This is a genomic window from Acetobacter senegalensis (assembly GCF_001580995.1).
GTDB classification, from domain to species: Bacteria; Pseudomonadota; Alphaproteobacteria; order Acetobacterales; family Acetobacteraceae; genus Acetobacter; species Acetobacter senegalensis.
The window spans coordinates 112,447-124,870 of sequence record NZ_LHZU01000148.1; the positions used below are offsets into that span (position 1 = coordinate 112,447).

Consider the following 12,424-nt stretch of genomic DNA (forward strand, 5'->3'; position numbering starts at 1 on the left):
ACGGAATACGGGCGATCCTGTTTCTTACCGTAGTGTCGTTCTGCGTGTTTTTCCGGGCATGGCAGTCGTGATGTCCTGCATCAGGTCCGGGTTGGTGCGTCTGATCTGCCCGGCGCGCAAAATGCTGGCGGCGTTGTTGTCCGGGCTGGTGGCCCATTGTTCCAGAAAATGCAGGTCAGACAGGCTGGTGCGGCCATGTCGGCGCAGGGCGCGGCGGGCGGCGGCAGTCAGAAAGGCGGGTTTAGGTGTCATGGTTTTCTTCAGAAGTTTGCGACTTTCGCAGGCGTAGATTTTCTGGCCGACGTAACGCGCCATGAATGTGTCAATTTCAAGAGGGGATCAGGACAGATCTGTGAAAGATATACGCCGTCGCGCGGATGTTATCGCTTCTGCTTTTCCCGCAGAATCTGTGCGCCCAACGCCTCCAGAGCCTCCTTTAACGGGCTCTCCTGCATGTCGGGCACGCTGCATTTGGGGGCAGGACGGAGGGAGGGCGCCCGTCTGGCTGCGGCAGGGCGCATGCCAGCCTTGGGGTCCTGCACAAAGCGCAGGCGTGCCACCAGTGCCTGCCCGCACCAGGTATTGATACGGGCAATCAGCGCATCGCTCAGATGTTGCAGTTCCATGGCAACCGGGCCAGCGCATGCAATGGTCAGGGTGCCTGCCGCCAGCTTGCTGGGGGTTGTCACGGCAGTATGAGCCGGGCCGACAATATCGCTCCAGTCCGTAAAAAGCTGCACGCTGGCCGGGTTGCGGCGGCGAAAGGCCGGAGCAGTCACGGCAGGCAGAAGGGCAGCCAGACTCCGCGCCGTCATGGCGCGGCGCGGTGGCTCGGCTGATTGCTCAACGGACGGCTTCCCCTCTCTCTGGGGTGCCGTGCCGGTTTTCGCACTGCTTCTGGCCGAAGGCGCAGAGCGGGTGGTTGCCTGTGTTTTCTTCGCTCCCGTCTTGCCGGAGAGACTCTCCTTCGTCATAACGTCCTCCGTGAAAACCCCGCCCGCCCGTTCCCTGCTTGACTGGTATGATCGTCATCGCCGTGTGCTGCCGTGGCGTTCTGGCTCTGGCCAGACGGCAGATCCTTACGCGGTCTGGTTGAGCGAGATCATGCTTCAGCAGACCACCGTCAAGGCGGTTGGGCCATATTATCATCGTTTTCTGGAAAAATTTCCAACCGTGCAGGCTTTGGCCGCGGCGGACCGGGATGATGTCCTCTCCGCGTGGGCGGGCCTAGGTTATTATTCCCGCGCCCGAAACCTGCATGCCTGTGCGCAGAAGGTGGTGGAGCTTGGCGGCTTTCCCAACACGGTGGAAGGCTTGCTTACCCTGCCGGGAATAGGGGCCTATACCGCCGCCGCTGTGGCCGCCATTGCCTTCGGCGTGCCCGTGGTGCCGGTGGATGGCAATGTGGAGCGCATTACCTCGCGCCTGTTTGCCATAGAAGAGCCTCTTCCGGCATCGCGCAAAAAGCTTGCGGCTCTCGCTTCTGGCCTGAACGCGGATAAAGAAGCGCGGAAACGTCCGTCCGATTTTGCGCAGGCGCTGTTTGATCTGGGCGCGTCCCTGTGTTCGCCGCGCTCTCCGGCTTGCGGGCTGTGCCCGTGGGTTGCGGTTTGCGCGGCGCACAAGGCGGGCATAGCTGCAACCTTGCCGCGCCGCGCCCCCAAGGCGGTCAAGCCGGTGCGATACGGTGCGCATTTTCTGGTGATTGATGCGGCCGGGCAGGTGCTTTTACGCAAGCGGCCAGAAAAAGGGCTACTTGCCGCCATGACAGAACTGCCCGGCACCCCATGGCGCACCGAGCCGTGGAGCACGGAGGAAGCCCTGATCCACGCCCCTGTGCAGACCGAATGGCAGGACTGCGGCATGGTCAAGCATGTGTTTACGCACTTCACGCTGCAGGTCACGGTCTATGCTGCACGTATAAGCCGTTTTTCCAATCAGGCCGTGCAGGAGGGGTTTCTGGCTCCCGCAACCGGGGTGGATGCGCTCTCGTTGCCCTCCCTTATGCTCAAGTGCATAAAACGGGGCTTGAAAACTCTGGCCACGTAAATCCGTTGGCATGGCAGGCTGGCAAAAGGCTGTTTGTTTTAAAAGACGTTCGGCCAAGGGCTGTTCGGGTTCAGGAAAGAGATCATGGTTTTTCACCATATTCCCCCACGTAAACGCCCAGATGGCACAGCCGCGTTTGAAGGCCGCCCCGGTATTCTGCTCCTGAATCTCGGCACGCCTGATGATACCGGATACCGCTCCGTGCGGCGCTACCTGTCCGAATTTCTGTCTGACCGTCGGGTGATAGAAGGCTCTCCTGTGCTCTGGCAGCCCATTTTGCAGGGTGTTGTCCTGACGGTACGCCCCGGTAAAAGCGGCAAGGCGTATGAGCGTATCTGGGACAAAACCCGTAATGAAAGCCCCCTGCGCGGCTATACCCGAGCACAGGCGGAAAGTCTGGCCCAGCGCTTTATTCAGGATGACGTGCCCGTGGCGTGGGGCATGCGCTATGGCAAGCCATCCGTTGCGGCGGGTGTGCGGGAACTGCTGGAACATGGGTGTGACCGCATTCTGGCTATGCCGCTCTATCCGCAATACAGCGCCACCACGACTGCTACGGCGAATGATCAGCTTTTTCGTGCGCTGATGCGTCTGCGGAATCAACCTGCTGTGCGCACGTTGCCTCCGTTTCCTGATCACCCGGCCTATATCAAGGCACTGGCTGATTCCGTGCGGGACGGGCTGGCACCCCTTGCCACGCCGCCGCAGATGGTGGTGGCGTCCTTTCATGGCTTGCCGCAGGAATATGTGGACAAGGGAGATTCCTATCTGGCGGACTGCATCCGCACGGTAGAAGCCCTCCGTGCTGCCTTGGGGATGACTGCGGAAACACTGCCGCTTACGTTCCAGTCCCGCTTTGGGCCCACCAAATGGCTGGAGCCCTATACCGCGCCCTTTATTGAAGCCCTTCCCGAAAAAGGGGTGAAGAATATTGCGGTCATTACGCCCGGCTTCATGGCCGACTGCATTGAAACGCTGGATGAAATTGGCAACGAAGTGCGTGATGAGTTCATGGCCAAAGGCGGAGAAGCCTTCACGCTTTTGCCGTGCCTGAATGATAGCCCCGCCTGTGTGGATATGCTGGAACAGCTCGCCCGGCAGGACCTTTCCGGCTGGCTGTAAAAGGCTGTTGCAAAACTCTGCCGGGTTCAGGGGCAACCGGTATTGGCCATGGATCTGCGGGTGTTTCGTCCAGATGGGTTTGCCTCGCGCCCTCACACCTGTCTTTCAGGTTCAAAAACCTAGCGGTTTCAACTCCTTACTTTTGACGTACCTCCAAGAGCCAGCATCAGCCGAAGAGGCTGGTGAGCAGCTGACGGCTTGCCGAACAGAACTGACCCATTTTTTGCCATGTGCATGACAGAGAGCATACGCTGTCAGGTCGGACAGGGCAGGGCAGGGAGCGCGTGCTCTGGCCAAACAGAAAACCGGCCTATGTGCTCTGACGCGGCGGTTTGCTGACGGGTCTGTCCGTCTTGGCAGGGAACAGGCACGGCGCACTGGCGGCGCAGCGCCAGCATTCCGGCTTACGCGCCTTACATACGTAACGGCCTTGCAAAATCATCCAATGGTGGGAATCACGGATCATTTCCGGTGGAATACGCTTTTCCAGCGCGGTTTCCACCGCCTCCACCGTCTTGCCCCGCCCCAACCCGGTGCGGTTGGCCAGCCGGAACACATGCGTATCCACCGGCACCGTGGGCTGATTGAATGCAACATTCAGGACCACATTGGCTGTTTTGCGGCCGACCCCTGCCAACGCTTCCAGTTGGTCCCGCGTGCCCGGAACCTGTCCATCATGCCGTTCCAGCAACTGGCGGGAGAGTTCCACCACATTTTTGGCCTTGTTGCGCCATAGCCCGATAGTGCGAATGTGTTCGCCCACGCCTTCTTCCCCCAGCTGCACCATGGCGGCTGGCGTGGGGGCATCTGCAAACAGGCCCGGCGTAACACGGTTGACGGATGCATCCGTCGCTTGCGCAGAGAGCACTACCGCCACCAGCAGCGTGAAAGGCGTGGTGTAATGCAGTTCTGTCACTGCATTGGGCCACGCGTGGGAAAGATCGGTCAGGAAAAGACGAATTTCCTCTTTGGTCATGTCACGTGGGGCCTGCGTGACAGTCTTTGCGTCCTCAACAGGTGCTGCCTTGTCTTTTGCCGCAGCCTTCGGTTTTTTCGGGCTGGCAGCAACCTTCCGTTTGGAGGTTGCGGGCTGCGTGGTACGGCGGGATGGGGGCAGGGGCTGTTTGACCATGGGGGCAGTTTATCCCGCTCCGGGCTGGTGCGTCCATTGGCAGAGTGTGGCCTGAGCACGGTTCTGGTTTGCTAAAAAGAATGGGGCACGATACATAAGCGGACCAGATATGGCCTGTTTTCTCAGTTTTCCTGAGCTATTTTTCGGAATTTCCTTATGAATACCCCCTCTTCCGCTGCGCATTCCGCCGCACGGAGGCAAAATCTGTTTGTCGATGTCCTGAAATTTGTCATGCGCCGCTGGCTGGATTTTCCAGTTCCGCTGTGGGTGACTGTGGCCGGTGTCATGGTAGCCACGGTGTTGGATGTGCTCATGCCCGTTCTGGCCGGACGGCTGGTGTCGGATGTCGCGCAGCCTGCAACACAGTCTGCTTTGATGCGGGATGCCATCTGGATGCTGGTTGGCATGGCGGCGTGCGGCGTGGGGAATGTGCTGGGCAAGCGGGCCGCCTATCTGGGCATCACACATCTGACCACGCAGGTCATGCACAAGATCGGCGCGCAGGCTTTTGCGCGGGTGCAGCGTCTCTCCACAGACTGGCATGCCAATACCTTTGCAGGTTCTACCGTAAGAAGGCTGACACGCGGCATGTGGGCGGTGGACATGCTAGATGATACCCTGCTGCTTATGCTCATTCCCGAAGTCTGCCTGCTGGTGCTGACCACATTGGTTCTGGCATGGCACTGGCTTTTCATGGGGGTGCTGCTGGGCGTTCTGTCCGCGGTTTTCATCACCACCTCCTGCCTGCTGACCTTGCGTTATGTTGCGCCCACGGCACGGGAATCCAACCGGTGGGACAGCCGCATGGGGGCCGCGTTGGCGGATGCCATTACCTGCAATGCGGTGGTCAAAGCCTTTGGCGCGGAGAAGCGTGAAGAGCAGCGGCTGGAGGATGTTATTGGCCAGTGGCGCAAACATACCTGCCTGACATGGACACGCGGCACCAACAGCGCGGGCATTCAGAATCTGATGGTCACGTTCATGCGGCTGGCTCTTGCCGGGGCGGCAGTATGGTTGTGGCTGAAAGGGCTCGCCGGGCCGGGCGATGTTGCTTACGTGCTGACCATGACCTTTCTGGTGCAGGGCTATCTGCGGGATATCGGCCAGCAGGTGTCCGTTGTGCAGCGCTCCGTCAACGAGATGGAAGAACTGCTTGAACTGTGGCGTACCGAACCATCCGTGAAAGATGTTCCCACTGCCGTTCCGTTCAAAGCGCGGGAAGGGGAGATCCGGTTCGAGCATGTCAGTTTTCAATATCCGGGCCAGAAAAAGCAGATTTTTTCTGATCTGAACGTCACCATCAAAGCGGGTAGCCGTGTGGGGCTTGTGGGGCCGTCAGGTTCGGGAAAATCGACTTTCACCAAGCTGTTGCAGCGGCTTTATGAACTGGATGGCGGGCGTATCACTATTGATGGGGTGGATATTTCCACCATCAATCAGTCCTCTCTGCGGTCGGAAATTGCCATCGTGCAGCAGGAGCCCATGCTGTTTCACCGCAGTCTGGCAGACAATATTGCCTATGGCAGCCCGGATGCCACACAGGCTGATATTGAAGAAGCTGCCCGGCTGGCCAATGCGGCGGACTTCATTGCCCGCCTGCCGGAGGGATATGACACGCTGGTTGGTGAACGCGGCGTGAAGCTCTCGGGTGGGGAGCGTCAGCGGGTGGCCATTGCGCGTGCGTTTCTGGCCAACACCCCTATTCTGGTGATGGACGAAGCCACAGCCAGCCTTGATTCTCAATCAGAGGCGCTGGTGCAGGAGGCCATGCAGCGGCTGATGGAAGGGCGCACGGTGATCGTCATTGCCCACCGTCTTGCCACTGTGGTTGATCTGGACCGCATTCTGGTGTTTGAGCGCGGTCATGTGGTGGAAGATGGTTCGCACGCAAAACTGGTGCAGAAACCGGACGGACTTTATCACAAACTGTATGAATTGCAGTCCCTGGAACAGTAGTAGGCTGTCTGCGTTAGCAGAGACGCAGATGATAGCCCGTGGGTTTCAGCCCTGAAACAAACTGTTGCCAAACCACCACACGCTGTTGCCAATACGATCTGCCATCAGACTTTCCAGATGATACCAAAGAAAAAGTTGTATAGATAATAATACGTTATTATTTGTATTTTTGTGTATCAGGAGCGTGCCTCGTGCATCAGCGTTTTTTGTCAGAGGGTAGAAAAGGTATGCGGGCAGGCAAAGGCGTGGTTCTGCGCCAGCGGGGCAGTTTTGCCTCCGCGCTGCTGACCGCAACTCTTTTTTCCGGGCCAGTTGCTGCCTATGCACAGACAGTTCAGCCTTCTTCGAGTGGTAGAAATACAGGGACGGCGTCTGACGCTGCGGTAGTGCCGCATCGCTCAACCCGGGCTGCCGCCGCCACGCCTTCTGTGGCAGATCCCTCTGCTGCCAGTACGGTGCGCTCTGTTAGCAAAACAGCGGCTGCGGCCCCCGTTGAAAGCAGTGGGGAGGAAAGCGTCATTGTCACCGGCACGCGTGAGACAGGCCGCAAGGCCCGGCAAAGTCTTTCCCCTATTGATGTGGTGTCTGCCAAGCAGTTGAGCCAGACCGGGCAGCCCAACCTGCGGGAGGCTCTGGCCCAGCTTCTGCCCTCTCTCACCATGCCCACCGGCGGGTTTGACACCGGCGCTTTGACTGATTCCATCAGCCTGCGTGGCCTCAACCCGAATGAAACGCTGGTGCTGGTAGATGGCAAACGGCGCCACACCACGGCCAACATGTATGCAGACCCGGGCCCGCAGCAGGGTTCCACTGCTGTTGATATTGATATGATTCCCATGGCGGCCATTGACCATGTGGAAGTGCTGCGTGATGGCGCATCTGCACAATATGGGTCAGATGCCGTGGCAGGTGTGGTGAATATCATCCTGAAAAAGCAGGATCACGGTTTTCATGCACAATCCATCTCCGGCATCACGGCGGCCAAAGATGGTTTTCAGCAGGGCGTTTATCTGGATGGCGGGGCCAAGCTGGGCCAGCGTGGCTTTATTCACGTCAGTGGCGATTTTTTCCATACCGATCACACCTATCGCAGCGCGCCCGATGCCCGTACCGGCACCAAGATCAACAATGTGCTGGGTCAGCCGGAACAGACGCGTGAAAGTGTGGCCATCAAGGCCGGATACGATATTACCGACAATATCCAGCTTTACGGCACGGCAACCTACGCTCATCGCCACGCGGAATCGTATCAGAACTACCGTCTGCCGTCCTCTCTGGCCAGTTATCCCGGTTACGCAGCCCTTTATCCATACGGCTATTCTCCCCTGCAAACCATGGAGGAGAATGATTACGAACTTACTGCTGGCATCAAAGGTGTTTTCAAAGGTTGGAACTGGGATCTTTCAACCGTTTACGGGCGTGACTACAATGATATCGGCCTGAAGAACTCTGCAAACACCGCTATCGAACGTGATACAGGCCGCACGCCAACACGTTTTGATGTGCAGGGATTCAATAATTCGCAGTGGAGCAACACGTTCGATCTGTCACGCAAGTTCCGGTTTTCTGGATGGCCGCATGAAATCAATGTGGCAGGTGGGGCATCCTACCGGTATGAAAGCTATTCCATCGGCACCGGTTCTCCTGACTCCCTTTATGGCAGCGGGTCAGATGCTCTGGCGGGCACCAACCCCGGAAACGCGGGCAACTTCAATCGTGATGTTGTGGCTGGGTATGTGGATGTTTCCACACACCTTACCCGCCACTGGCAGCTTGATCTCGCTGGGCGTTATGAGCACTACACAGACGTAGGGGATACAGAAACGGGCAAAGTGTCTACCCGTTACGATGTCTCGCCTCGTCTGGCATTCCGCGCCACGATCTCCAACGGGTTTCATGCCCCCACGCTTGCGCAGGAACATTATAGCGCTCTGGCTATTTCTCCCACGGCCGCACGTGGCCTGATCGCTGTGAATTCGGCCGGTGCGTTGGCAAATGGTGCCTCCGCCCTCAAGCCGGAACGCTCAACCAACGTGAGCGGTGGCATCGTCATGGAACCGTTCAAGAAACTGCATGTCACAGTGGATGTGTATCAGATCAACCTGCGTGATCAGATCATGCCGGGTGGCCAGGTTTATGGCGCTCAGGCAGCGTCTGCTTTGCTGATGAACGGCTTTGCTCTGCCGGAGGGGTATCAGTCCTGGTCTGATGCTTCTCTTTCCACCCACTGGTTTGCCAACGTGGCTAGCACACGTACACAGGGGCTGGATCTGACGGCAACCTATCCTACCCAGCTTGGCAATATTGGCCGCATTGATTGGGATGTTGCGATCAACCTCAACCGTACGCGCCTTTCCCATCAGGCTACGGATACCAATGGTAATCCGCTGCTGAATGCGCAGAGCATTGCTTACATCACCACAGCTTACCCGCGCAGCAAGATGATTTTTGGTGGCCGCTTTACCAGCGGAAAATGGGCTGTTGCCGTGCATGAAATCCGCTACGGGCAGGTAACATCACAGTTGACCTATTATGGTGGGGCCGGAAACACCAGCTCTCTCTCCAGCACAAATTACAGAGAATTTCAGAACACGCCAAAATTCATTACAAACCTTGAAGTCACCTATCGTGTTAATCCACATCTTGCCGTAACGCTTGGGGGAAACAACCTGTTTGATGCCCGCCCCAGCCGCGTGCCGGATAACAACCGTTATCTGGGCGCACCCCAGTATTACATGAGCACGTCTCAACTTGGTATGAATGGCGGCTTCTATTACCTGCGCGGAGATATTTCTTTCTGATAGCTTCCACGCTCTGCTGTTGGACACTCAGTTATAAGAAAATGATCAAAAAAGACCGTTCTTTCTTGAAAGGAACGGTCTTTTTTTAATGGTGATTTTTTTCAGAAAGACCTGAAAAGAAAAGCCAATACATTTCTTCCCTGCCCAAGCGTGCAGGCACTAAAAATGGCTGAACAACGCTCACTTTGCAGAATTGTGCTCTCTCGGTTGTCTCAGCGCAGAGTGAAACCAGAGAGAGCACAGTCAGATCTGTCTGTTCACAATGACCCACTCCTATGTTGAGGACTGGGTAATCACAGTGCATACAATTTTCGACTGTTTAGTGATTTTATATCAGAGTTTGTCTAACGCGCTCGATAGATCTTCAATCAGATCACAGCTGTCTTCCACACCAGCCGAGTATCTGATCAGGCTTTCAGGAATGCCGGCAGCCTGACGTTCTTCCGCGCTGAGTTCCACATGGCTGGTAGTTTTTGGGGGGCCAACCAATGTGCCGACAGAGCCAAGGCTGGCTGCCTTGTGAGCGTAGCGCAGGCTTTCCAGCAAAACGACAACCTTGTCAAAGTCGCCTTTGACAGAAAAGCTGAGCATCCCACCAAAAGCCTTCATCTGCTTTTTGGCAACATCATGCCCCGGATGTGTCGCTAGGCCCGGATAAAAGACCTTGTCGATTTTGGGATGGTGAGAAAGAAATTCTGCAACTTTCATACCATTTTCATTATGGCGTTGCATCCTCAGTTCCAGAGTCTTCATGCCTCGTAAAATCATATAGGCCGACTGTGGATGCAGCGTTGCACCCGTAATCTCACGATAATGAAAAATCGTATCGATCAGATCTTTCCGGCCGACGGCCAACCCGCCCATTACATCAGAATGGCCGTTCAGATATTTTGTGGCGCTGTAAACCACAATATCCGCTCCCAGAGAAAGGGGAGTCTGGTTGATCGGGGTGGCGAATGTATTATCCACAATTACAATCGCACCCTGGGCATGGGCGCATTTGGCAAGGCGCTCAATATCCAGAACTTTCAGCGTCGGGTTGGTCGGTGATTCCAGATAAACGACCTTACAGCCCTTTGCGATCTCACGTTCAATAAGATCATAATCTTCGGTGTCACACAGGCAGACATCAACATTTATTTTGGGCAGAAACTCGATAAAAATCTTGTTTGTGCCGCCATATGTATCCTTGATTGTCACAACACGGTCGCCCGGCTCCAAAAGAGCCAGCAACGTGTTGCTTATGGCCGCCATGCCCGTGGAAAAGCTGGTTGCTTCTTCTCCACCGTCCATGATTTTTATTTTCTCTTCAAGAACACGTACCGTCGGGTTTGTGTTTCTTGAATAAATATGGCCAGGTTTTGCCCCTGTGGCGACGGCAAACCATTCCTCCATATCGTCATAGCCGAATGCAACGGAATTATAGACCGGCACGCATATGGCACCTTCGGAAAAAACGTCACTTTCTCCGGCCCAAACGGATTCTGTGCCAACACCCACGTTTTTCATAGCGTATACCTGAACAGAAGAGATTTCATTGAAGCGGCGGACGTTCTGATTTCATCCATTTTCTGGCTGTCACGCATTCTGGAACCATTTCATTATTATGTTTCCTTCTTGTAACAAAAAGTGGAGAACGTCTCGATCATCAGAGTATAGGGCTATCCATAAACATATTTACTGCGTAATATTCCGATTATGATATGATATCGTTCGTAATGATGTATTCGATGAGGATTTCCGGCTTATGAAGCTTTATGACCGCATTGATGCGAGTATTCTTGAGATCGTTCAGAAAAATAACCGTCTGACATCTCAGGTTATCGGAGATCAGGTTGGCTTGTCTGCCACGGCCTGCCAAAGGCGTTTGAAACGGCTTCGTGATATTGGTGTGATTGAAGGGGATGTCTCGATCATTTCCGCGCGGGCGGTGGGGCGCCCGATTCAGATGATTGTTCTGGTCACCCTTGAACGTGAACGGTCTGATATTATTGATCGTTTCAAAAGAGCACTTCGTATTACACCTGAAATTGTCAATAGCTTTTATGTGACGGGTGAAACCGATTTCGTTCTGTATGTTACTGCCCGTAGCATGGAGGATTATGAAGTTTTCACCAGAAACTTCTTCTATGAAAACCCAGATATCCGAGGTTTCAAGACTCTGGTGGTCATGGACAGGGTCAAGGCAGGTTTTTCGGTCCCTGTAGAAGTTCCTGATGAGGATTAGTACCGTTATTAGGGACTGACAGAACACTCGGCATCATGCCGTATTCTTGCTTGTGCATGCGAAGAGTGTTTGAAAGTTACATTAGATCCTGATGGAGGGATTTTCCTGCCATAACATAGAGGCTTTTTCTACTTTTTTTAAAAAGACCGTTTTGTGGATTATCTTCCCTTTATTTCATAAAGTTGTCTTTTCCCATAGGTCATAAGCCATTGTAGCAATAACAGTGTCCTGAACGCCTGTTCCAGTCAGATCGGCTACAGTAATCTCATCCGATGCGCGTCGGCCAGAGTGGTTTCCGTTCAAAACGGCTCCCAGTTCTGTGGAGCGGGAAGGATCAATGCTTAGGCCGCTTTCCAATGCATTGTGAAGCTCCCCAAGCCGAGTGGTTTGAGGGAGACTATCAGCCACATAAAGGGATGCGTGAGAAATAATGGCTGGGTCTAATTCATTCTTGAATTCGGCATCTGATCCCATGGCGGTAACGTGCTGACCAGGCTCCAGCCAATCCTGTAGCAGAATGGGGCTAGCTGATGGTGTTGTCGTGACGAGTATATCGGCCCCTTTTGCAGCTTCTGCTGGGTTGGCATAAGCTTGAACGGGTAGACCATATTCTTTTTCACACCATTCAGCGGTTGCTTGCGCCTGTTCCGGGCGGCGCGCCCAAATCCGTGCCTCGGTGATGGGGCGGACCAGCATCAGGGCTTCCAGTTGCAGACGTGCCTGTAAGCCTGCACCATAAATAGCAGCAATATGGGAATCCGGTCGTGATAACGCACGCGCTGCGACGCCACCGGCTGCTGCAGTCCGTATATCCGTCAGGTAGCCGTTATCGAGCAAAAGAGCTTTTGTCAGACCTGTTTCTGCATCCAGAAGAACCATCATGCCGCTTAGGCTCGGTAGCCCCAAAGCGCTATTTCCAAAAAAACCAGAGCTTATTTTGACAGCAAAGCTTTGAACCCCTTTGACGTAGGCTGTTTTGACATCGACTTCCCCACGATCGGGAATATCAAGCCGCAGGATATCGGGCATCACAACATTGCCCGCGGTCAACGCTTGGAGCCCATCGGCTATGGCATCAATCAGCGTTACATCCAGCTTTATCAGTGAACGTAGTTGAGGTTCGGTCAGAATTTGCAT

The 12,424-nt window shown here is 55.1% G+C and carries 10 protein-coding genes; 5 read left to right on the plus strand and 5 right to left on the minus strand.

Annotation, left to right across the window (positions count from 1 at the left end; all coding sequences use genetic code 11):
• Positions 1–24: 24 nt before the first annotated feature.
• Positions 25–315: a hypothetical protein gene (locus AD948_RS16905; RefSeq protein WP_006558057.1), complete on the minus strand. Its 291-nt coding sequence runs from the start codon at positions 313–315 to the stop codon at positions 25–27.
• Between the two features lie 65 nt (positions 316–380).
• Positions 381–974 carry a DciA family protein gene (locus AD948_RS16910; RefSeq protein ID WP_082782497.1) on the minus strand — a complete coding sequence of 198 codons (594 nt, stop codon included), beginning with the start codon at positions 972–974 and terminating at the stop codon, positions 381–383.
• A 10-nt stretch (positions 975–984) separates the two neighbouring features.
• On the opposite strand from AD948_RS16910, the gene mutY reads away from it, so the two are divergent.
• Together mutY and hemH are read left to right on the plus strand one after the other, a co-directional pair.
• Positions 985–2,049: an A/G-specific adenine glycosylase gene (gene mutY / locus AD948_RS16915; RefSeq protein ID WP_061473049.1), complete on the plus strand. Its 1,065-nt coding sequence runs from the start codon at positions 985–987 to the stop codon at positions 2,047–2,049.
• A gap of 84 nt (positions 2,050–2,133) precedes the next feature.
• Positions 2,134–3,171 carry a ferrochelatase gene (gene hemH / locus AD948_RS16920; protein WP_061472782.1) on the plus strand — a complete coding sequence of 346 codons (1,038 nt, stop codon included), beginning with the start codon at positions 2,134–2,136 and terminating at the stop codon, positions 3,169–3,171.
• A 310-nt stretch (positions 3,172–3,481) separates the two neighbouring features.
• Here hemH and nth read toward each other — a convergent pair whose 3' ends face one another.
• A complete protein-coding gene (gene nth, locus AD948_RS16925) occupies positions 3,482–4,303 on the minus strand; it encodes an endonuclease III (protein WP_061472784.1) in 822 nt (273 codons plus the stop codon).
• A 156-nt stretch (positions 4,304–4,459) separates the two neighbouring features.
• Here nth and AD948_RS16930 point away from each other — a divergent pair, with 156 nt between their 5' ends.
• Together AD948_RS16930 and AD948_RS16935 are read left to right on the plus strand one after the other, a co-directional pair.
• Positions 4,460–6,259, plus strand: coding sequence for an ABC transporter ATP-binding protein (locus AD948_RS16930; RefSeq protein WP_006558064.1), 1,800 nt, complete (start codon positions 4,460–4,462; stop codon positions 6,257–6,259).
• 227 nt (positions 6,260–6,486) lie between these two features.
• Positions 6,487–9,060, plus strand: a complete 2,574-nt coding sequence (locus tag AD948_RS16935; RefSeq protein ID WP_061472786.1) for a TonB-dependent receptor plug domain-containing protein — start codon at positions 6,487–6,489, stop codon at positions 9,058–9,060.
• Positions 9,061–9,393: 333 nt separating this feature from the next.
• Here AD948_RS16935 and AD948_RS16940 read toward each other — a convergent pair whose 3' ends face one another.
• Entirely contained in the window at positions 9,394–10,569 is a 1,176-nt protein-coding gene (locus AD948_RS16940) for a cystathionine gamma-synthase family protein (RefSeq protein ID WP_061472788.1), read from the minus strand.
• Positions 10,570–10,807: 238 nt separating this feature from the next.
• On the opposite strand from AD948_RS16940, the gene AD948_RS16945 reads away from it, so the two are divergent.
• Positions 10,808–11,287, plus strand: a complete 480-nt coding sequence (locus AD948_RS16945; RefSeq protein WP_006558068.1) for an Lrp/AsnC family transcriptional regulator — start codon at positions 10,808–10,810, stop codon at positions 11,285–11,287.
• Positions 11,288–11,461: 174 nt separating this feature from the next.
• Here the strand turns inward: AD948_RS16945 and AD948_RS16950 are convergent, their stop codons facing one another.
• Positions 11,462–12,424 (minus strand): cyclodeaminase, encoded by a 963-nt coding sequence (locus AD948_RS16950; RefSeq protein ID WP_061472790.1) that lies wholly within the window; start codon positions 12,422–12,424, stop codon positions 11,462–11,464.